The organism is Uliginosibacterium sangjuense (assembly GCF_059132465.1).
The window spans coordinates 3,356,612-3,374,093 of the sequence record NZ_CP101132.1 but is presented as its reverse complement, the minus strand read 5'-3'; the positions used below and the strand labels follow the sequence as shown (position 1 = coordinate 3,374,093).

At 59.8% G+C, this 17,482-nt stretch carries 31 protein-coding genes; all 31 read left to right on the top strand.

Features of this window, described 5'->3' with window-relative positions:
• Nucleotides 1-20 precede the first annotated feature (20 nt).
• The 31 genes from fusA to rplQ all read left to right on the top strand — a co-directional run bounded on the left by fusA (nt 21) and on the right by rplQ (nt 17,386).
• The gene (gene fusA, locus NMB43_RS15365; RefSeq protein ID WP_494349040.1) at nt 21-2,117 is read left to right on the top strand and encodes an elongation factor G; all 2,097 of its coding nucleotides are present in this window, start codon (nt 21-23) and stop codon (nt 2,115-2,117) included.
• Nucleotides 2,118-2,143: 26 nt separating this feature from the next.
• Nucleotides 2,144-3,334 carry an elongation factor Tu gene (gene tuf, locus NMB43_RS15360; RefSeq protein ID WP_494349039.1) on the top strand — a complete coding sequence of 397 codons (1,191 nt, stop codon included), beginning with the start codon at nt 2,144-2,146 and terminating at the stop codon, nt 3,332-3,334.
• A gap of 80 nt (nt 3,335-3,414) precedes the next feature.
• Entirely contained in the window at nt 3,415-3,726 is a 312-nt protein-coding gene (gene rpsJ / locus NMB43_RS15355) for a 30S ribosomal protein S10 (protein ID WP_345533810.1), read from the top strand.
• Nucleotides 3,727-3,874: 148 nt separating this feature from the next.
• Nucleotides 3,875-4,513 (top strand): 50S ribosomal protein L3, encoded by a 639-nt coding sequence (rplC, locus tag NMB43_RS15350; protein ID WP_494349038.1) that lies wholly within the window; start codon nt 3,875-3,877, stop codon nt 4,511-4,513.
• Nucleotides 4,514-4,524: 11 nt separating this feature from the next.
• A complete protein-coding gene (rplD, locus tag NMB43_RS15345; RefSeq protein WP_494349037.1) occupies nt 4,525-5,148 on the top strand; it encodes a 50S ribosomal protein L4 in 624 nt (207 codons plus the stop codon).
• Nucleotides 5,145-5,453, top strand: coding sequence for a 50S ribosomal protein L23 (gene rplW, locus NMB43_RS15340; RefSeq protein WP_494349036.1), 309 nt, complete (start codon nt 5,145-5,147; stop codon nt 5,451-5,453). Before rplD ends, rplW begins: the two co-directional genes overlap by 4 nt.
• Entirely contained in the window at nt 5,454-6,278 is an 825-nt protein-coding gene (rplB, locus tag NMB43_RS15335; RefSeq protein ID WP_494349035.1) for a 50S ribosomal protein L2, read from the top strand.
• A 9-nt stretch (nt 6,279-6,287) separates the two neighbouring features.
• Nucleotides 6,288-6,563: a 30S ribosomal protein S19 gene (gene rpsS / locus NMB43_RS15330; protein ID WP_494349034.1), complete on the top strand. Its 276-nt coding sequence runs from the start codon at nt 6,288-6,290 to the stop codon at nt 6,561-6,563.
• Between the two features lie 9 nt (nt 6,564-6,572).
• Complete coding sequence (rplV, locus tag NMB43_RS15325; protein ID WP_494349033.1) at nt 6,573-6,902, top strand: 50S ribosomal protein L22; 330 nt, start codon at nt 6,573-6,575, stop codon at nt 6,900-6,902.
• 8 nt (nt 6,903-6,910) lie between these two features.
• On the top strand, nt 6,911-7,699 hold the full coding sequence (gene rpsC, locus NMB43_RS15320; RefSeq protein ID WP_494349032.1) for a 30S ribosomal protein S3: 789 nt from the start codon (nt 6,911-6,913) through the stop codon (nt 7,697-7,699).
• Nucleotides 7,683-8,096, top strand: coding sequence for a 50S ribosomal protein L16 (gene rplP, locus NMB43_RS15315; protein WP_494349031.1), 414 nt, complete (start codon nt 7,683-7,685; stop codon nt 8,094-8,096). Before rpsC ends, rplP begins: the two co-directional genes overlap by 17 nt.
• A gap of 2 nt (nt 8,097-8,098) precedes the next feature.
• Entirely contained in the window at nt 8,099-8,293 is a 195-nt protein-coding gene (gene rpmC, locus NMB43_RS15310; RefSeq protein WP_494349030.1) for a 50S ribosomal protein L29, read from the top strand.
• On the top strand, nt 8,290-8,556 hold the full coding sequence (gene rpsQ, locus NMB43_RS15305) for a 30S ribosomal protein S17 (RefSeq protein WP_494349029.1): 267 nt from the start codon (nt 8,290-8,292) through the stop codon (nt 8,554-8,556). The genes rpmC and rpsQ overlap by 4 nt, the downstream gene beginning before the upstream one ends.
• Nucleotides 8,557-8,725: 169 nt before the next feature.
• On the top strand, nt 8,726-9,094 hold the full coding sequence (gene rplN, locus NMB43_RS15300; RefSeq protein WP_494349028.1) for a 50S ribosomal protein L14: 369 nt from the start codon (nt 8,726-8,728) through the stop codon (nt 9,092-9,094).
• 9 nt (nt 9,095-9,103) lie between these two features.
• The gene (rplX, locus tag NMB43_RS15295) at nt 9,104-9,415 is read left to right on the top strand and encodes a 50S ribosomal protein L24 (protein WP_494349027.1); all 312 of its coding nucleotides are present in this window, start codon (nt 9,104-9,106) and stop codon (nt 9,413-9,415) included.
• Between the two features lie 3 nt (nt 9,416-9,418).
• Nucleotides 9,419-9,958, top strand: coding sequence for a 50S ribosomal protein L5 (gene rplE, locus NMB43_RS15290; protein ID WP_494349026.1), 540 nt, complete (start codon nt 9,419-9,421; stop codon nt 9,956-9,958).
• Nucleotides 9,959-9,965: 7 nt separating this feature from the next.
• Complete coding sequence (gene rpsN, locus NMB43_RS15285; RefSeq protein WP_494349025.1) at nt 9,966-10,271, top strand: 30S ribosomal protein S14; 306 nt, start codon at nt 9,966-9,968, stop codon at nt 10,269-10,271.
• Nucleotides 10,272-10,283: 12 nt separating this feature from the next.
• Nucleotides 10,284-10,679 (top strand): 30S ribosomal protein S8, encoded by a 396-nt coding sequence (gene rpsH, locus NMB43_RS15280; protein ID WP_494349024.1) that lies wholly within the window; start codon nt 10,284-10,286, stop codon nt 10,677-10,679.
• 10 nt (nt 10,680-10,689) lie between these two features.
• Nucleotides 10,690-11,223, top strand: a complete 534-nt coding sequence (gene rplF, locus NMB43_RS15275) for a 50S ribosomal protein L6 (RefSeq protein WP_494349023.1) — start codon at nt 10,690-10,692, stop codon at nt 11,221-11,223.
• 11 nt (nt 11,224-11,234) lie between these two features.
• Entirely contained in the window at nt 11,235-11,588 is a 354-nt protein-coding gene (rplR, locus tag NMB43_RS15270) for a 50S ribosomal protein L18 (protein WP_494349022.1), read from the top strand.
• Nucleotides 11,589-11,600: 12 nt separating this feature from the next.
• Complete coding sequence (rpsE, locus tag NMB43_RS15265; protein ID WP_494349021.1) at nt 11,601-12,125, top strand: 30S ribosomal protein S5; 525 nt, start codon at nt 11,601-11,603, stop codon at nt 12,123-12,125.
• 4 nt (nt 12,126-12,129) lie between these two features.
• The gene (rpmD, locus tag NMB43_RS15260; protein ID WP_494349020.1) at nt 12,130-12,312 is read left to right on the top strand and encodes a 50S ribosomal protein L30; all 183 of its coding nucleotides are present in this window, start codon (nt 12,130-12,132) and stop codon (nt 12,310-12,312) included.
• Complete coding sequence (gene rplO, locus NMB43_RS15255; RefSeq protein ID WP_494349019.1) at nt 12,313-12,759, top strand: 50S ribosomal protein L15; 447 nt, start codon at nt 12,313-12,315, stop codon at nt 12,757-12,759.
• Nucleotides 12,760-12,773: 14 nt separating this feature from the next.
• A complete protein-coding gene (gene secY / locus NMB43_RS15250) occupies nt 12,774-14,102 on the top strand; it encodes a preprotein translocase subunit SecY (protein ID WP_494349018.1) in 1,329 nt (442 codons plus the stop codon).
• 3 nt (nt 14,103-14,105) lie between these two features.
• Entirely contained in the window at nt 14,106-14,324 is a 219-nt protein-coding gene (infA, locus tag NMB43_RS15245) for a translation initiation factor IF-1 (protein WP_494349017.1), read from the top strand.
• Between the two features lie 23 nt (nt 14,325-14,347).
• On the top strand, nt 14,348-14,461 hold the full coding sequence (gene rpmJ / locus NMB43_RS15240; RefSeq protein WP_494349016.1) for a 50S ribosomal protein L36: 114 nt from the start codon (nt 14,348-14,350) through the stop codon (nt 14,459-14,461).
• An 81-nt stretch (nt 14,462-14,542) separates the two neighbouring features.
• The gene (gene rpsM, locus NMB43_RS15235; protein WP_494349015.1) at nt 14,543-14,905 is read left to right on the top strand and encodes a 30S ribosomal protein S13; all 363 of its coding nucleotides are present in this window, start codon (nt 14,543-14,545) and stop codon (nt 14,903-14,905) included.
• 13 nt (nt 14,906-14,918) lie between these two features.
• Complete coding sequence (gene rpsK, locus NMB43_RS15230; RefSeq protein WP_494349014.1) at nt 14,919-15,308, top strand: 30S ribosomal protein S11; 390 nt, start codon at nt 14,919-14,921, stop codon at nt 15,306-15,308.
• 15 nt (nt 15,309-15,323) lie between these two features.
• Nucleotides 15,324-15,953, top strand: coding sequence for a 30S ribosomal protein S4 (gene rpsD / locus NMB43_RS15225; protein WP_494349013.1), 630 nt, complete (start codon nt 15,324-15,326; stop codon nt 15,951-15,953).
• A gap of 38 nt (nt 15,954-15,991) precedes the next feature.
• The gene (locus NMB43_RS15220; protein ID WP_494349012.1) at nt 15,992-16,972 is read left to right on the top strand and encodes a DNA-directed RNA polymerase subunit alpha; all 981 of its coding nucleotides are present in this window, start codon (nt 15,992-15,994) and stop codon (nt 16,970-16,972) included.
• A 27-nt stretch (nt 16,973-16,999) separates the two neighbouring features.
• The gene (gene rplQ, locus NMB43_RS15215; protein WP_494349011.1) at nt 17,000-17,386 is read left to right on the top strand and encodes a 50S ribosomal protein L17; all 387 of its coding nucleotides are present in this window, start codon (nt 17,000-17,002) and stop codon (nt 17,384-17,386) included.
• Nucleotides 17,387-17,482 lie beyond the last annotated feature (96 nt).

Here is a 17,482-nt window from a genome sequence, read left to right as displayed (position 1 = left end):
AATAAACGAAGGTAACGACCGTGGCACGCAAGACCCCGATCGAGCGATACCGCAATATTGGTATCTCGGCGCACATCGACGCCGGCAAGACGACGACGACCGAACGCATCCTGTTCTACACCGGTGTGAACCACAAGATCGGTGAAGTGCATGACGGCGCGGCCACCATGGACTGGATGGAGCAGGAGCAGGAGCGTGGCATCACCATCACGTCCGCTGCCACGACCTGTTTCTGGAAGGGCATGGCGAGCAATTTCGAAGAACACCGCATCAACATCATCGACACCCCGGGGCACGTGGACTTCACCATCGAGGTGGAGCGTTCCATGCGCGTGCTGGACGGTGCCTGCATGGTGTATTGCGCCGTGGGCGGCGTGCAGCCTCAGTCGGAGACCGTGTGGCGTCAGGCCAACAAGTACGGCGTGCCGCGTCTCGCCTTCGTGAACAAGATGGACCGTCAGGGTGCAGACTTTTTCAAGGTCTACAACCAGATGCGCACTCGTCTGTCGGCGAACCCGGTGCCCATCCAGGTGCCTATCGGCGCCGAAGACAACTTCTCCGGCGTCATCGACCTGGTGAAGATGAAGGCCATCGTTTGGGACGAGGCCTCGCAAGGCACCAAGTTCAGCTACGAAGACATCCCCGCGAACCTGGCTGCCACGGCTCAGGAGTGGCGCGAGAAGATGGTCGAAGCCGCCGCCGAGTCGTCGGAAGATCTGATGAACAAGTACCTCGAAGAAGGTGACTTGACGGAAGATGAGATCAAGGGTGCGCTGCGCGACCGTACCATCAAGGGCGAAATCGTCCCGATGATGTGCGGCACCGCCTTCAAGAACAAGGGCGTGCAGGCCATGCTGGACGCCGTCATCGAACTGCTGCCCTCGCCGGTTGATATTCCTCCGGTCAAGGGCCTGGACGAAGACGAAAAGGAAGTCGAGCGCCCCGCCGACGACAGTGCGCCGTTCTCGGCCCTGGCGTTCAAGCTCATGACTGACAAGTACGTCGGCCAACTGACCTTCATCCGCGTCTATTCGGGCGTGCTGAAGTCGGGCGACTCCGTCTACAACCCGATTAAGGGCAAGAAGGAGCGTATCGGTCGTCTGGTGCAGATGCACGCCAACAACCGCGAAGAAATCGATGAAGTCCGCGCGGGCGACATCGCGGCCTGTATCGGCCTGTCCTCGGTGACCACGGGTGAAACCCTGTGCCCGACCGACAGCGTCGTCACCCTGGAGCGCATGGAGTTCCCCGAGCCCGTGATTCACGTGGCCGTCGAACCCAAGACCAAGGGTGACCAGGAAAAGATGGGTATCGCCCTGGGCCGTCTGGCTCAGGAAGACCCCTCCTTCCGCGTGCGTACCGACGAAGAGTCCGGCCAGACCATCATTTCCGGCATGGGCGAGCTGCACCTGGAAATCATCGTCGACCGCATGAAGCGTGAATTCGGTGTGGAAGCCAACGTGGGTGCCCCGCAAGTGGCCTACCGCGAAACCATTCGCAAGACGGTGGAAGACGCCGAAGGCAAGTTCGTGAAGCAGTCCGGCGGCCGCGGTCAGTACGGCCACGTCGTGCTCAAGATTGAGCCGAACGAGCCGGGCAAGGGCTACGAATTCGTCGACGCCATCAAGGGTGGTGTGGTGCCGCGCGAATATATCCCCGCGGTCGACAAGGGCCTGCAGGAAGCGCTGCCGAACGGTATCCTGGCCGGCTTCCCGGTGGTGGATGTGAAGTGCACGCTGCACTTCGGTTCTTACCACGACGTGGACTCGAACGAAAACGCGTTCAAGATGGCCGCCTCCATGGCTTTCAAGGAGGGCTGCAAGAAGGCGAGCCCTGTGCTGCTCGAGCCGATGATGTCGGTCGAAGTGGAAACGCCGGAAGAGTTCATGGGCAACATCATGGGCGACCTGTCGGGTCGTCGCGGTGTCGTGCTGGGCATGGAAGACCTGCCTGGCGCCATCAAGGCGATCAAGGCGGAAGTCCCGCTGGCTGAAATGTTCGGCTACTCGACCACGATGCGTTCGCTGTCGCAGGGTCGTGCTACCTACTCCATGGAGTTCAAGCACTACGCCGAAGCGCCGAAGAACGTGGCGGACGCCATCATCAACAAGAAGTAATTCAACTCGCGAATTAAGGACGAAAAATGGCTAAGGAAAAGTTTGAGCGGACGAAACCGCACGTGAACGTAGGGACGATTGGTCACGTTGACCACGGCAAGACGACGCTGACGGCGGCGATCACGACGGTGCTGGCATCGAAGTTCGGTGGTTCGGCCAAGGCGTACGACCAGATCGACGCGGCGCCGGAAGAAAAGGCCCGTGGTATCACGATCAATACCGCGCACGTCGAATACGAAACCGCCAACCGCCACTATGCCCACGTGGATTGCCCGGGGCACGCGGACTATGTCAAGAACATGATTACCGGTGCCGCCCAGATGGACGGCGCCATCCTGGTGTGCTCGGCCGCTGACGGCCCCATGCCCCAGACCCGCGAGCACATCCTGCTGGCCCGCCAGGTCGGCGTGCCCTACATCGTCGTGTTCCTGAACAAGTGCGACATGGTCGACGACGCCGAACTGCTCGAGCTCGTCGAAATGGAAGTGCGCGAACTGCTCTCCAAGTACGAATTCCCTGGCGACGACGTGCCCATCGTCAAGGGCTCGGCGCTGAAGGCCCTGGAAGGCGACAAGGGTGAGCTCGGCGAAGGCGCCATCATGGCCCTGGCCGAAGCCCTGGACAGCTACATCCCGACGCCCGAGCGCGCCATCGACAAGCCCTTCCTGATGCCGATCGAAGACGTCTTCTCGATCTCGGGTCGCGGCACCGTCGTGACCGGCCGTGTCGAACGTGGCGTGGTCAAGGTTGGCGAAGAAATCGAAATCGTCGGCATCAAGGCCACCGTCAAGACCATCTGTACCGGCGTCGAAATGTTCCGCAAGCTGCTCGACCAAGGTCAAGCGGGTGACAACGTCGGCGTGCTGCTGCGCGGCACCAAGCGTGAAGAAGTCGAGCGCGGCCAAGTGCTGGCCAAGCCGGGTTCGATCACCCCGCACACCCACTTCACCGGTGAAGTGTATGTGCTGAGCAAGGACGAAGGTGGTCGTCACACCCCGTTCTTCAACAACTACCGTCCGCAGTTCTACTTCCGTACCACGGACGTGACCGGCGCCATCGCCCTGCCGGAAGGCACCGAGATGGTGATGCCGGGTGACAACGTGTCGATCACCGTCAAGCTGATCGCCCCGATCGCCATGGAAGAAGGTCTGCGCTTCGCGATCCGCGAAGGCGGCCGTACCGTCGGCGCCGGTGTTGTCGCCAAGATCATCGAGTAAGACTGCATCAGGCGGCAGGCCGAAAGGTCTGCCGCCCTTGTTTTTGTTCTTTCGTTCTTTTGCTCTTTTAAGGAAGCATCATGGCAAACCAGAAGATCCGTATCCGTCTCAAGGCTTTCGACTATCGCCTGATCGATCAGTCCGCCCTTGAGATCGTCGACACCGCCAAGCGCACCGGCGCTGTCGTGCGTGGCCCCGTGCCGCTGCCGACCCGCATCGAACGCTTCAACATCCTGCGTTCGCCGCACGTGAACAAGACCTCGCGTGACCAGTTCGAAATCCGCACGCACCAACGTCTGATGGACATCATCGACCCGACCGACAAGACGGTCGACGCGCTGATGAAGCTGGACCTGCCGGCTGGCGTCGACGTCGAGATCAAGCTGCAGTAATTCTTTGTGCTTGCGCTGGAGCGCAAGTACGAGCTAGAATCGCAGGCTTCGCACTTTGGGGTGCGAAGCTTGTGCGTTTTTTGAGCGCTTTCAAGCGTTATTCAACGGCGGCTCCGGTCAATCGAAACCGGTGCCATAGGAGAAAAACATGAGTCTAGGCCTTGTTGGTCGCAAGGTCGGCATGACTCGCATCTTTGCTGAGGATGGGGCTTCCATCCCGGTGACGGTGCTTGACGTGTCGAACAATCGCGTGACCCAGATCAAGACCCCGGAAACGGATGGCTACTCGGCTGTCCAGGTTGCATTCGGCACGCGTCGCGCGAGCCGTGTGACCAAGGCGTTGGCTGGCCATCTGGCCAAGGCTGGCGTTGAAGCGGGTTCGGTCATGCGCGAATTCCCGGTTTCCACCGAGCAGCTTGGTGGCTACAAGCCGGGTGACGTGATCAGTGTTGAAATCTTCGCTGTCGGGCAAAAGGTGGATGTCACCGGTACCTCGATCGGTAAGGGTTACGCTGGCACGATCAAGCGTCACAACTTCTCGTCGAACCGTGCTTCGCACGGTAACTCCCGTAGCCACAACGTGCCGGGTTCGATCGGTATGGCGCAGGATCCGGGTCGCGTTTTCCCGGGCAAGCGCATGACTGGTCACCTGGGTGCGGTCAAGGCCACTGTCCAGAATCTGGAAGTGGTGCGTGTGGATGCCGAGCGTGGTCTGCTGTTGGTCAAGGGCGGTGTGCCTGGCCATGACGGCGGCGACGTGATCGTGCGTCCGGCGGTCAAGAGCTGAGCGGGGGCGACATGGAACTCAAGCTGATTAACGATCAGGGTCAGGCGGCGTCCACGCTGCAGGCCTCTGATGCGCTGTTCGGTCGCGATTACAACGAAGCGCTGGTGCACCAGGTCGTCGTGGCTTACCAAGCCAACGCGCGTTCCGGCAACCGCGCCCAGAAGGATCGTGGCCAGGTCAAGCATTCGACCAAGAAGCCTTTCCGTCAAAAGGGTACGGGTAACGCCCGTGCCGGTATGACGTCCTCGCCGCTGTGGCGCGGAGGCGGTCGCATCTTCCCGAATAGCCCGGAAGAAAACTTTACCCAGAAGATCAACCGCAAGATGTTCCGCGCCGGTATCGCTGCGATCCTGTCGCAGCTGGTGCGTGAAGATCGTCTGCAGGTGGTCGAGAACGTGAGCGTCGAGGCTCCGAAGACCAAGCTGCTGGCCCAGAAGCTCAAGGGTTACGGCGCGGACAACAAGGTGCTGGTGATTACCGACGAGATGGATGAGAACCTCTATCTGTCGTCGCGCAATCTGCCGAACGTTCTGGTGCTCGAAGCGCATGAGGCCGATCCGGTTTCGCTGGTGCGCTATCCCCGCGTGCTGGTGACCCGTGCCGCGGTCGCCAAGATGGAGGAGATGTGGCAATGAGCTTCAGCCAAGAACGTTTGCTGCAGGTGCTGCTCGCGCCTCAGGTGTCGGAAAAGGCGACCACGGTTGCCGAAAAGCATGAGCAAGTGATCTTCCGTGTGGCGTCTGACGCCACCAAGCCGGAGATCAAGGCTGCGGTCGAGCTGCTGTTCAAGGTCCAGGTCGAATCTGTCCAGGTCCTGAACGTCAAGGGCAAGGTCAAGCGCTTCGGTCGTACGATCGGTCAGCGCAAAGACTGGAAGAAGGCTTTTGTGTGCCTGAAGCCCGGCCAGGAAATCAATTTTGCCGAAGGGGGGGCCGCGTAAATGCTGGTCAAAGTTAAGCCCACTTCCGCCGGTCGTCGCGGCGTCGTCAAGGTCGTCAATCCGAATCTGCACAAAGGCGCTCCGGTTGCCTCGCTGATTGAGAAGAAGACCAGCACGGCTGGCCGTAACAACAACGGCCACATCACGACCCGTCATAAGGGTGGTGGTCACAAGCAGCACTATCGTGTCGTTGACTTCAAGCGCAATAAGGATGGCATCCCGGCCAAGGTCGAGCGTATCGAATACGATCCGAACCGTACCGCCAACATCGCGCTGCTGTGCTACGCCGACGGTGAGCGTCGTTACATCATCGCCCCGAAGGGCGTGCAGATCGGCCAGGAAATCCTGTCCGGCGCCGAAGCTCCCATCAAGGCCGGTAACGCGCTGCCGATCCGTAACATTCCGGTCGGTACCACGATCCACTGCATCGAGATCCTGCCCGGCAAGGGTGCTCAGCTCGCCCGCTCGGCCGGTACCTCGGTCCAGCTGCTGGCGCGCGAAGGCTCCTACGCCCAGTTGCGTCTGCGCTCCGGTGAAATCCGTCGTGTGCATATCGAATGCCGCGCCACCATTGGTGAAGTCGGCAACGAAGAGCACAACCTGCGCAAGATCGGCAAGGCCGGCGCGCAACGTTGGCGCGGTATCCGTCCGACGGTTCGTGGTACGGCCATGAACCCGGTGGATCACCCGCACGGTGGTGGTGAGGGTAAGACGGGTGAGGGCCGCGTGCCGGTCAGCCCGTGGGGTACCCCGACCAAGGGTTATCGTACGCGTAAGACGAAGCGTACCGATAGCATGATCGTTCAGCGTCGTCACAAGCGTTAAGAGGAAGTCATGGCACGTTCTATTACCAAGGGACCGTTCGTCGACGACCATCTGATCAAGAAAGTCGACGCTGCGGTCAGCTCCAACGACAAGCGTCCTATCAAGACCTGGTCGCGCCGTTCCACGATCCTGCCCGAGTTCATCGGTCTGACCATCGCGGTTCACAACGGTCGTCAACATATTCCGGTCTTCGTGACCGAGAACATGGTCGGCCACAAGCTGGGCGAATTCGCGCTGACGCGTACCTTCAAGGGTCACGCTGCCAGCAAGAAGGCCAAGAAGTAAGAGGGGATCATGGAAACGAATGCGATTCTGCGCGGCGTTCGCCTCTCGGCCCAGAAGGGCCGTCTGGTGGCGGACCTGGTGCGCGGCAAGAAGGTCGACCAGGCCCTCAACATCCTGGCCTTCTGCCCGAAGAAAGGTGCAACCATCATCAAGAAGGTTCTGGAGTCCGCGATTGCGAACGCCGAACACAATGATGGTTCCGATATCGATGCGCTGAAGGTCACGCGCATCCATGTGGAAAAGGCGACTTCGCTGAAGCGTTTCACGGCTCGTGCAAAGGGCCGTGGCAACCGCATCGAGAAGCAGACCTGCCACATCTACCTGACTGTTGGGGAGTAAGCGAGCTTATGGGACAGAAAATCCATCCGACCGGGTTCCGCCTTGCGGTGACTCGTGACTGGGGCTCTCGCTGGTTCGCCAACAGCCAGAGCTACGCCAAGATGCTGCGTGAGGACATCATGGTGCGTGAGCACCTGAAGCGTAAGCTCTCGCACGCATCCGTCAGCCGCGTGCTGATCGAGCGTCCGGCCAAGAACGCCCGTATCACTGTCTTCTCGGCACGTCCGGGCGTGGTGATCGGCAAGAAGGGCGAAGACATCGAAGCGCTGAAGGCCGACCTGCAGAAGATCATGGGCGTGCCGGTGCATGTGAACATCGAAGAAGTGCGCAAGCCCGAAATCGATGCTCAGCTGATCGCCGACTCGATCGCCCAGCAGCTCGAAAAGCGGATCATGTTCCGTCGCGCCATGAAGCGCGCGATGCAGAACGCGATGCGTCTGGGTGCCCAAGGCATCAAGATCATGAGCTCGGGTCGTCTGAACGGCATCGAAATCGCGCGTACCGAGTGGTACCGCGAAGGCCGCGTGCCTCTGCACACCCTGCGTGCCGATATCGACTACGGCTTCTCCGAAGCACGTACGACCTACGGCATCATCGGGATCAAGGTGTGGGTGTACAAGGGCGAATACGCTGCTCGCGACGAACAGGCCGCAGCAGTGGAAACCAAGGAAGATGAAGGCCGTCGTGGTCGCCGTCCGGCGCGCAACGATGGTGACGCCAAGCCGGCCGCGCGCCGCACGGTACGCAAGTCCGCTGGCGTGAAGACCGCAGGAGCGAGCGATGCTGCAGCCGAATAGAAGGAAGTACCGCAAGGAGCAGAAGGGCCGTAACAAGGGCGTGGCCACGCGTGGCAACGCTGTGAGTTTCGGTGACTTCGGTCTCAAGGCGATTGGTCGTGGTCGTCTGACCGCTCGCCAGATCGAGTCCGCTCGTCGTGCCATGACGCGTCACATCAAGCGTGGTGGCCGCATCTGGATTCGCATCTTCCCGGACAAGCCCATCTCGAAGAAGCCCGCCGAAGTCCGTATGGGTAACGGCAAGGGTAATCCGGAATACTGGGTTGCCGAGATCCAGCCCGGCAAGGTGCTGTACGAGATGGATGGTGTGGACGAGACGCTGGCGCGCGAGGCTTTCCGCCTGGCTGCTGCCAAGCTGCCGCTGGAGACCGCGTTCGTGACGCGGCATGTGGGGTAATCATGAAGGTTAGCGAACTCCGCGCCAAGGGCGCTGAAGACCTGAACAAGGAGCTGCTGGAACTGCTCAAGGAGCAGTTCTCGCTGCGCATGCAACATGCGACGCAACAGCTGTCGAACACGTCCCAGTTGGGTCGCGTCCGTCGTGACATTGCGCGTGTGCGTACCATTCTGCGTGAGAAGGCGGTGACGCAATGAGCGAAGAGAAGCAAGTCGTGCGTCGTACGCTGGTGGGCCGCGTGGTGAGCGACAAGATGGACCGTACGGTCACTGTCTTGATTGAGCGCCGCGTCAAGCACCCGCTGTATGGCAAGGTGATCGTGCGTTCGGCGAAGTATCACGCCGATGTCGACAACGGTGTGACCGGCGAAGGCGACCTGGTTGAGATCGAGGAATGCCGTCCGATCTCCAAGACCAAGAGCTGGCGCGTCACGCGCGTGGTCGAAAAGGCGCAAGCCTGACAGATCTGAAACAGCACCGCGCTTCCGAGTGCGGTGCTTGTTTTTTTTAAAAAGCCGGTCTATACTCTCTGGCTCAGCTTACCTGCCGGCCTTTCGGCGGGTGTTATTCCCGGACGGGATCCAAGACTGTGGTGCCTTTGGCGCCGCAAGTTGGATGGAGTAAAAACAAATGATCCAAATGCAGACGATTCTCGACGTCGCCGATAACACCGGTGCGCGTTCGGTGATGTGCATCAAGGTGCTGGGCGGCTCCAAGCGGCGTTACGCCGGTGTGGGCGACATCATCAAGGTGTCCATCAAGGATGCGGCTCCGCGTGGTCGCGTCAAGAAGGGTGATGTTTACAACGCTGTGGTGGTGCGTACCGCCAAGGGCGTGCGCCGCAACGACGGTTCCTTGATCAAGTTCGACAAGAACGCCGCGGTGCTTCTCAACACCAAGCTGGAGCCCATTGGCACCCGTATCTTCGGGCCGGTTACGCGCGAGCTGCGTACCGAGCGCTTCATGAAGATCGTGTCGCTGGCTCCTGAAGTTCTCTGAGGCGCGAGCATGAACAAGATTCGCAAAGGCGACGAAGTGGTCGTCCTGACCGGTAAAGACAAGGGCAAGCGCGGTTCCGTGCTGCGTGTCGATGAAGACCGCGTGGTGGTGGAGGGCGTCAATCGCGTCAAGAAGCACACCAAGCCGAACCCGGTGAAGGGTCAGGTTGGCGGTATCGTGGAAAAGGAAATGGCGCTACACATCTCGAATGTCGCGCTGTTCAATCCGACGACGCAAAAGGCCGACCGCGTGGGTTTCAAGATTGAAGATGGCAAGAAAGTTCGCGTCTTCAAATCGAACGGCAACGTGGTGGGGGCATAAGTCATGGCTCGTTTGCAAGAATTCTACAAGTCGACGGTCGCGCCCGAGTTGGCCGCCAAGTTTGGCTACAAGTCGGTCATGGAAGTGCCGCGCATCACCAAGGTCACCTTGAATATGGGTGTGGGTGAGGCAGTGGGTGACAAGAAGGTCCTGGACAACGCGCTGGGTGACCTCGTCAAGATCGCCGGCCAGAAGCCGGTGACCACCAAGGCCAAGAAGTCGATCGCCGGTTTCAAGATCCGCGAAGGCTATCCGATCGGCTGCATGGTCACGCTGCGTGGCCCGCGCATGTTCGAATTCCTGGATCGTCTGATCACTGTGGCGATGCCGCGTATCCGCGACTTCCGTGGTGTGATGTCCAAGGGTTTCGATGGTCGTGGCAACTACAACCTCGGCGTGAAAGAGCAGATCATTTTCCCCGAGATCGAGTACGACAAGATCGACGCCCTGCGTGGTCTGAACATCAGCATCACCACTACGGCTAAGACGGACGAAGAGGCGCGTGCGCTGCTCGCCGCCTTCAAGTTCCCGTTCAAGAACTGAGGCTCTCATGGCAAAACTGGCTCTGATTAATCGTGAAGAAAAGCGTCGCAAGACGGTGGCGAAGTTTGCTGCCAAGCGCGCAGCCCTGATCGCCGTGATGGACGACGTGAACCGTTCCGAAGAGGAGCGTGCCGAAGCGCGTGCCAAGTTCAATAAGCTGCCGCGCAACGCCAGCCCCAGCCGTCAGCGTAACCGCTGCGAACTGACGGGTCGTCCGCGTGGTGTGTTCCGCAAGTTCGGTCTGTGTCGCAACAAGCTGCGTGAAGTGGCTTTCCGCGGCGAAGTGCCGGGCATGTCCAAGGCTAGCTGGTAAGGAGATCGAGAGATGAGTATGTCTGATCCGATCGCCGATATGCTGACGCGCATCCGCAATGCGCAAGCTTCGCAAAAGGGTTCCGTGGTGATGCCCTCGTCGAAGCTGAAGGTTGCGATCGCGCAGGTGTTGAAAGACGAAGGTTACATCGACGACTTCGTCGTTCGCGGCGAAGGTGCGCTGCGCGAGCTGGATATCGCGCTCAAGTATTACGCAGGTCGTCCGGTCATCGAACGCATTGAGCGCGTAAGCCGTCCTGGCCTGCGCGTCTACAAGGGCAGCACCGAGCTGCCGCGCGTGATGAACGGCCTTGGCGTGGCCATCGTGTCGACTCCCTCTGGCGTCATGACGGACCGTCGTGCCCGCGCCAGCAAGGTCGGCGGCGAAGTGCTTTGCATCGTGGCCTAAGGAGAACACTATGTCGCGTGTTGCAAAGAATCCGGTCGTGCTGCCCTCTGGTGTCGATGTGACGCTGGGTCAGGGCGAGATCACCGTCAAGGGTCCGCTGGGTACGCTCAAGCAGCGTCTGAACGGTTCGGTGAAGATCGAGCGTGATGGTGCGAACTTGCAATGTTCCGCCGTGGAGGGTGCCGACAATGCCAACGCCATGTCGGGTACGGTGCGTGCCCTGCTGGCGAACATGGTGGTTGGTGTAAGCAAGGGTTTCGAGCGCAAGCTGACCCTGGTGGGCGTGGGTTATCGCGCTCAGGCCCAAGGCGATAAGCTGAACCTGACGCTCGGCTTCTCTCACCCCGTGGTGCATCAGATGCCCGCCGGCGTGAAGGTGGAAACGCCCTCGCAGACGGAAATCATCATCAAGGGTGTCGACAAACAACAGGTTGGTCAGGTGGCTGCCGAAGTGCGCGCTTACCGTGCTCCCGAGCCCTATAAGGGCAAGGGTGTGCGTTACGCCGACGAAGTGGTGGTCATCAAAGAGACCAAGAAGAAGTAAGGGCTGACGTTATGAACAAGAAAGATGCACGTTTGCGCAGGGCCCGTAAAACCCGGGCTCACATTGCCGAGCTGCGGGTTGCCCGACTGACGGTGTTCCGCTCCAATCTGCACATCTATGCGCAGATCATCTCTGAGAGCGGCGACCGCGTTCTGGCGTCGGCCTCGACGGTGGAAGCCTCGGTGAAGTCCCAGGTTCCGAATGGCGGCAATGTGAAGGCGGCGGAAGTGGTTGGCAAGCTGATTGCCGAGCGCGCTGTGGCAGCCGGGGTTCAGTCGGTCGCATTTGACCGCGCTGGTTTCAAGTACCACGGTCGCGTCAAGGCGCTGGCGGAAGCCGCGCGTGAAGGCGGTCTCAAGTTCTAAGGCGAATGAGTCATGGCTAAGCAACAGACCAAGAAACCTCAGGGTCAGGAAGAACGCGACGACGGCCTTCGCGAAAAGATGGTGTCGATCAACCGTGTCACGAAGGTCGTGAAGGGTGGTCGTATCCTCGGTTTCGCTGCGCTGACCGTCGTGGGGGATGGCGATGGCGCCGTCGGTATGGGCAAGGGCAAGGCGCGTGAAGTGCCGGTCGCTGTCCAGAAAGCGATGGACGAAGCCCGTCGCAAGATGGCCAAGGTGGCGCTGAAGAACGGCACGCTGCAGCACTCGGTCGTCGGCAAGCACGGCGCCGCCGTGGTGCTGATGCAGCCGGCGCCCAGCGGTACCGGCATCATCGCGGGTGGCGCGATGCGCGCAGTGTTCGACGTCATGGGTGTGACCGACGTGATCTGCAAGTGCATCGGTTCCACCAATCCGTACAACGTGGTTCGTGCAACGCTCAATGGCCTGCTGGCAACCAGCACGCCGGCTGAAATCGCAGCCAAGCGCGGCAAGACCGTCGAAGAGATTCTGGGGTAATACCATGGCCGACAAGAAAATTCGCGTCACCCTGGTGAAGAGCCTGATCGGCACCAAGCAGCCGCACCGCGCCACCGTGCGTGGTCTGGGTCTGCGTCATGTGAACCACACGGTGGAACTGGTTGATACGCCTGCTGTGCGCGGCATGATCAACAAGGTGTCCTACCTGGTTAAGTGCGAGGGATAAATGCAACTCAACAAGCTCAAGCCGGGTGCTGGCTCCAAGCACGCTGCCCGCCGCGTTGGCCGCGGTATCGGTAGCGGTCTGGGCAAGACCTGTGGCCGTGGTCATAAGGGGCAGAAGTCCCGCGCCGGTGGTTTCCACAAGGTCGGCTTCGAAGGCGGTCAAATGCCGATCCAGCGTCGTCTGCCCAAGCGTGGTTTCGTGTCGCTGACGGCGGCACGTAACGCCGAAGTGCGTCTTTCGGAGATCAACGCGTTGCCGATCGATGAGATTGACCTGTTGTCGCTGAAGCAAGCCGGCATCATCGCGGGCGACGCACTGTCGGCCAAGGTTGTGCTGTCGGGCGAGATCACCCGCAAGGTGACCCTGCGGGGCATTGCAGTGACCAAGGGTGCGCGTGCAGCCATCGAGGCGGCCGGCGGTTCGATTGCAGACGTAGCAGCTGAGTAAGACAGGAACCAAGCGTGGCCAATCCATCGGCAGTCATCGGAAAGAGTGGCAAGTTCACCGATCTGAAGCGTCGGCTGTGGTTCTTGCTTGGCGCCTTGGTTGTGTATCGGATCGGCGCGCACATTCCGGTTCCGGGTATCGACCCGACGGAGCTTGCGCGTTTGTTCGAATCGCAGAAAGGCGGCATCCTCGGCGTGTTCAACCTGTTCTCAGGGGGAGCGCTGTCTCGCTTTACCATCTTTGCGCTGGGGATCATGCCGTACATTTCGGCATCGATCATCATGCAACTGCTGGCGATCGCTTCGCCGCAGTTGGAGGCGTTGAAGAAGGAGGGGGAGGCCGGTCGTCGCAAGATGACTCAGTACACGCGCTACGGGACGGTCGCGTTGGCGTTGTTCCAGGCCTTCGGTATCTCTATGGCCTTGCAAAACCAGCAAGGTTTGGTGATCCAGCCTGGCCCGATGTTCATGATCACGACCGTGACGACGTTGGTGACCGGAACGATGTTCCTGATGTGGCTGGGTGAACAGATCACCGAGCGCGGCATTGGCAACGGCATCTCGATCATCATTTTCGGCGGCATTGCGGCAGGCTTGCCGAGCGCGATTGGTGGTTTGTTCGAGTTGGTCCGGACCGGTGCGATCCATGCGCTGTGGGCTTTGTTCATCTGTGCAGCCGTCGTGTTGGTGACCGCCTTCGTGGTGTTCGTTGAGCGTGGGCAGCGCAAGATCCTGGTGAACTACGCCAAGCGGCAGGTGGGTAACAAGGTCTATGGCGGGCAAAGTTCGCATCTGCCGTTGAAGCTCAACATGTCGGGCGTGATCCCGCCGATCTTCGCCTCGTCGATCATTCTGTTCCCAGCGACTGCCGCGCAATGGTTTAGCAGCGGTGACAGTATGGTTTGGCTGAAGGACGTCGCCAGTACGCTGTCACCTGGTCAGCCGATCTACACACTGCTGTACTGCGCTGCCATCGTGTTTTTCTGCTTCTTCTATACGGCCTTGGTGTTCAATGCCAAGGAGACAGCAGACAACCTGAAGAAGTCGGGTGCCTTCGTGCCGGGTATTCGTCCGGGCGAGCAAACTGCGAAGTACATCGACAAAATTTTGATGCGTCTGACATTGATCGGGGCTGCATACGTCACCTTCGTGTGTCTGATCCCGGAGTTGATGATTCAGCAATGGCAGGTTCCGTTCTACTTTGGCGGCACGTCCTTGATGATTATCGTGGTTGTAACCATGGACTTCATGGCGCAGGTGCAGGCATACATCATGTCGCACCAGTATGAAAGCCTGCTCAAGAAGGCCAACTTCAAAGGCGGCTCGATGTTGCCGGTCAAGTAAGGGATGAGCAAGGAAGACGTTATTGAAATGCAGGGTGAAGTGACCGAGACCCTGCCGAATGCGACCTTTAGGGTGAAGCTGGAAAACGGTCATATGGTGCTGGGGCACATTTCCGGAAAAATGCGAATGCATTACATCCGGATACTTCCCGGCGACAAGGTGACGGTGCAGCTGACCCCTTATGACCTCACCAAGGGTCGCATCGTGTTCCGCTCGAAATAGAACTGGTTTTTGGGAGCAAGCAAATGAGAGTACAAGCCTCTGTCAAGGCGATCTGCCGCAAGTGCAAGATCATCCGTCGTAAGGGCGTGGTTCGTGTGATCTGTGAGGATCCCCGCCACAAGCAGCGCCAGGGTTGATCGGGTTTGTTTTTTGTAATAGAATCTTCCGTTTCCCTTTCGCGCGTCGATTGTGCGGAAGTTGTATGTAAAAGGTAAATCATGGCCCGTATTGCTGGTGTCAATATTCCGAATCACAAGCACGCGGAGATCGCGCTGACCGCGATCTACGGGATCGGCCGTCCTCGTGCGCAAAAGATCTGTGATGCAGCTGGCATTGCCCGCAGCACCAAGATGAAGGACCTCACCGAAGAGCAGATGGATCGTCTGCGCGAAGAGGTGGGCAAGTTCACGGTGGAGGGCGATCTGCGTCGCGAGATCACCATGAACATCAAGCGTCTGATGGATCTGGGCTGCTACCGTGGCGTGCGTCATCGCCGTGGTTTGCCGGTTCGTGGTCAGCGTACCCGTACGAATGCCCGTACGCGCAAGGGTCCGCGCAAGACGATCGCTGGCAAGAAGTAATCAGGAATAGAACATGGCTAAGACTGCTGCGAAGGTACGCAAGAAGGTCAAGAAGAACGTTGCTGAAGGTATCGCGCACGTTCATGCTTCCTTCAACAACACGATCATCACGATCACTGACCGTCAGGGTAATGCCCTGTCATGGGCAACCTCGGGTGGTGCCGGCTTCAAGGGTTCCCGCAAGAGCACCCCGTTTGCCGCCCAGGTGGCCGCCGAGGCCGCTGGCCGCGTCGCCCAGGAGTGTGGTGTGAAGAATCTGGAAGTGCGCATCAAGGGCCCCGGCCCTGGTCGTGAATCGGCCGTGCGTGCGCTCAACGCGCTTGGCATGAAGATCACCTCGATCACCGACATCACGCCGATCCCGCACAACGGCTGCCGTCCGCCGAAAAAGCGCCGCATCTAACAAGGAGTTTGAACAGTGGCTCGCAATCTCGACCCCAAGTGCCGTCAGTGCCGTCGTGAGGGTGAAAAGCTCTTTCTGAAGGGCGAAAAGTGTTTTACCGACAAGTGCGCCATCGAGCGCCGCGCATATGCGCCTGGCCAGCATGGTCAGAAGTCGGGCCAGCGTCTGTCCGGGTACGGTCAGCAGTTGCGCGAAAAGCAGAAGATCCGTCGTATCTACGGCGTGCTGGAAAGCCAGTTCCGCAAGACCTACGCCGAAGCCGACCGCAAGAAGGGTCAGACCGGTGAGAACCTGCTGCAACTGCTGGAAGGTCGTCTGGATGCCGTCGCTTACCGCATGGGTTTTGGCGCGTCGCGTGCCGAGGCTCGTCAGGTCGTGCGTCACAACGGCGTGCTGGTCAATGGCAAGCGCGTGAACATCCCGTCCTATACCCTGCGTCCGGGCGACGAAGTCACGCTGACCGAGCGTGCGCGCGGTAGCCTGCGCGTCAAGGCTGCGCTGGCCGCTGCCGAAGGTCGTGGCTTCCCCGAGTGGCTGTCGGTTGATGCGAAGGAAGGCAAAGGCGTGCTGAAGGCTTATCCGCAGCGTGCTGAGTTGTCTTCGACGATCAACGAGAGCCTCGTGGTCGAACTGTACTCGCGTTAATTCGTCGGGCTCGCGTAGCCCTGAGATAAGGAATGCCAATGCAGAGTAATAGCCTTCTGAAGCCGCGCATCATTGATGTGCAGAACGTTTCTCCTGTGCACGCTGTTGTCGTGATGGAGCCGTTCGAGCGCGGTTATGGCCATACCCTGGGTAATGCGCTGCGCCGTATTCTGTTGTCCTCGCTGCCCGGTCACGCCGCGACAGAAGTGTCGATCGACGGCGTGCTGCACGAGTACTCCACGCTGGATGGCGTGCGTGAGGATGTGGTCGACATCATGCTCAACCTGAAGGGCGTGGTGTTCAAACTGCACAATCGTTCGGAAACGGTGCTCCGCCTGTCCAAGTCGGGCGAGGGCGTGGTCAAGGCCGGTGATATCGAAACGACGCACGACGTCGAGATCATCAATCCGGAACACGTGATCGCGCACATTGCTCCGGGCGGCAAGCTGGACATGCAGGTGAAGGTGGAGCAGGGCCGTGGCTACGTGCCGGGCAACATGCGTCCCGCTGCGAACGAGAACAAGATCATCGGCCGTGTCGTGTTGGACGCTTCGTTCAGCCCGGTGCGTCGTGTCAGCTACCAAGTCGAGAGCGCCCGCGTCGAGCAGCGTACCGACCTGGACCGTCTGGTCATCGACATCGAAACCAACGGTGCCGTCGAGCCGGAAGAAGCGATCCGCTACGCAGCCCGCGTGCTGATGGATCAGCTGTCCGTGTTCGCCGACCTGGAAGGTACGCCGGTGGCGGACGTGAAGCCGGCCGCTCCGGCCATCGACCCGATCCTGCTGCGTCCGGTGGACGATCTGGAACTGACTGTTCGTTCGGCCAATTGCCTCAAGGCTGAGAACATCTATTACATCGGTGACCTGATCCAGCGCACCGAAACTGAACTGCTGAAGACCCCCAATCTCGGTCGCAAGTCGCTGAACGAGATCAAGGATGTCCTGGCCTCCCGTGGCCTGACGCTGGGTATGAAGCTGGAAAACTGGCCGCCGGCTGGCTTGGAAAAGCTGAGCTGAGCAGCAAAGCACTAGGGAAACATAAAAATGCGTCACGGTAACGGTCTCCGTAAGCTCAACCGCACCAGCAGCCACCGTCAGGCTCTGCTGCGCAACCTGTCCAACGCCCTGCTGCGTCACGAGGTCATCAAGACCACGCTGCCGAAGGCGAAGGAACTGCGCCGCGTGGTTGAACCCATCATCACTCTCGGTAAGCAGCCCAGCCTGGCTAATCGCCGTCTGGCGTTTGATCGCCTGCGCGACCGTGAAATGGTCGTCAAGGTCTTCGACACGCTGGGCCCGCGTTTCGCGAAGCGTAACGGTGGCTACCTGCGCATCCTGAAGTGCGGCTTCCGCGTTGGTGACAACGCGCCGATGGCGTACGTGGAATTGCTGGATCGTCCGGAAGGCACCGAAGCTGTGGCCGCTGAATAAGCGCCTGTAGTTTTCTGCCATCAGCAAAAAGCCCGCTTCGTGCGGGCTTTTTGTTTTGGTGTTGCTCAGTTGACGGCCTACAGGTGGCATCCGGGT

What these genes read in the sequence shown, in the direction of transcription:
- rplC (WP_494349038.1), top strand. Translation starts at nt 3,875, where the DNA reads ATGAGTCTAGGCCTTGTTGGTCGCAAGGTCGGCATGACTCGCATCTTT.
- rplO (WP_494349019.1), top strand. Translation starts at nt 12,313, where the DNA reads ATGCAACTCAACAAGCTCAAGCCGGGTGCTGGCTCCAAGCACGCTGCC.
- rplQ (WP_494349011.1), top strand. Translation starts at nt 17,000, where the DNA reads ATGCGTCACGGTAACGGTCTCCGTAAGCTCAACCGCACCAGCAGCCAC.
- rpsM (WP_494349015.1), top strand. Translation starts at nt 14,543, where the DNA reads ATGGCCCGTATTGCTGGTGTCAATATTCCGAATCACAAGCACGCGGAG.
- rplV (WP_494349033.1), top strand. Translation starts at nt 6,573, where the DNA reads ATGGAAACGAATGCGATTCTGCGCGGCGTTCGCCTCTCGGCCCAGAAG.
- rplF (WP_494349023.1), top strand. Translation starts at nt 10,690, where the DNA reads ATGTCGCGTGTTGCAAAGAATCCGGTCGTGCTGCCCTCTGGTGTCGAT.
- rplN (WP_494349028.1), top strand. Translation starts at nt 8,726, where the DNA reads ATGATCCAAATGCAGACGATTCTCGACGTCGCCGATAACACCGGTGCG.
- rpmC (WP_494349030.1), top strand. Translation starts at nt 8,099, where the DNA reads ATGAAGGTTAGCGAACTCCGCGCCAAGGGCGCTGAAGACCTGAACAAG.
- NMB43_RS15220 (WP_494349012.1), top strand. Translation starts at nt 15,992, where the DNA reads ATGCAGAGTAATAGCCTTCTGAAGCCGCGCATCATTGATGTGCAGAAC.
- rpsH (WP_494349024.1), top strand. Translation starts at nt 10,284, where the DNA reads ATGAGTATGTCTGATCCGATCGCCGATATGCTGACGCGCATCCGCAAT.
- rplB (WP_494349035.1), top strand. Translation starts at nt 5,454, where the DNA reads ATGCTGGTCAAAGTTAAGCCCACTTCCGCCGGTCGTCGCGGCGTCGTC.
- infA (WP_494349017.1), top strand. Translation starts at nt 14,106, where the DNA reads ATGAGCAAGGAAGACGTTATTGAAATGCAGGGTGAAGTGACCGAGACC.
- rplW (WP_494349036.1), top strand. Translation starts at nt 5,145, where the DNA reads ATGAGCTTCAGCCAAGAACGTTTGCTGCAGGTGCTGCTCGCGCCTCAG.
- tuf (WP_494349039.1), top strand. Translation starts at nt 2,144, where the DNA reads ATGGCTAAGGAAAAGTTTGAGCGGACGAAACCGCACGTGAACGTAGGG.
- rpsC (WP_494349032.1), top strand. Translation starts at nt 6,911, where the DNA reads ATGGGACAGAAAATCCATCCGACCGGGTTCCGCCTTGCGGTGACTCGT.
- rpmJ (WP_494349016.1), top strand. Translation starts at nt 14,348, where the DNA reads ATGAGAGTACAAGCCTCTGTCAAGGCGATCTGCCGCAAGTGCAAGATC.
- rplE (WP_494349026.1), top strand. Translation starts at nt 9,419, where the DNA reads ATGGCTCGTTTGCAAGAATTCTACAAGTCGACGGTCGCGCCCGAGTTG.
- rplR (WP_494349022.1), top strand. Translation starts at nt 11,235, where the DNA reads ATGAACAAGAAAGATGCACGTTTGCGCAGGGCCCGTAAAACCCGGGCT.
- rpsS (WP_494349034.1), top strand. Translation starts at nt 6,288, where the DNA reads ATGGCACGTTCTATTACCAAGGGACCGTTCGTCGACGACCATCTGATC.
- rplX (WP_494349027.1), top strand. Translation starts at nt 9,104, where the DNA reads ATGAACAAGATTCGCAAAGGCGACGAAGTGGTCGTCCTGACCGGTAAA.
- rpmD (WP_494349020.1), top strand. Translation starts at nt 12,130, where the DNA reads ATGGCCGACAAGAAAATTCGCGTCACCCTGGTGAAGAGCCTGATCGGC.
- rpsN (WP_494349025.1), top strand. Translation starts at nt 9,966, where the DNA reads ATGGCAAAACTGGCTCTGATTAATCGTGAAGAAAAGCGTCGCAAGACG.
- rpsK (WP_494349014.1), top strand. Translation starts at nt 14,919, where the DNA reads ATGGCTAAGACTGCTGCGAAGGTACGCAAGAAGGTCAAGAAGAACGTT.
- rpsQ (WP_494349029.1), top strand. Translation starts at nt 8,290, where the DNA reads ATGAGCGAAGAGAAGCAAGTCGTGCGTCGTACGCTGGTGGGCCGCGTG.
- rplP (WP_494349031.1), top strand. Translation starts at nt 7,683, where the DNA reads ATGCTGCAGCCGAATAGAAGGAAGTACCGCAAGGAGCAGAAGGGCCGT.
- rpsE (WP_494349021.1), top strand. Translation starts at nt 11,601, where the DNA reads ATGGCTAAGCAACAGACCAAGAAACCTCAGGGTCAGGAAGAACGCGAC.
- rplD (WP_494349037.1), top strand. Translation starts at nt 4,525, where the DNA reads ATGGAACTCAAGCTGATTAACGATCAGGGTCAGGCGGCGTCCACGCTG.
- rpsJ (WP_345533810.1), top strand. Translation starts at nt 3,415, where the DNA reads ATGGCAAACCAGAAGATCCGTATCCGTCTCAAGGCTTTCGACTATCGC.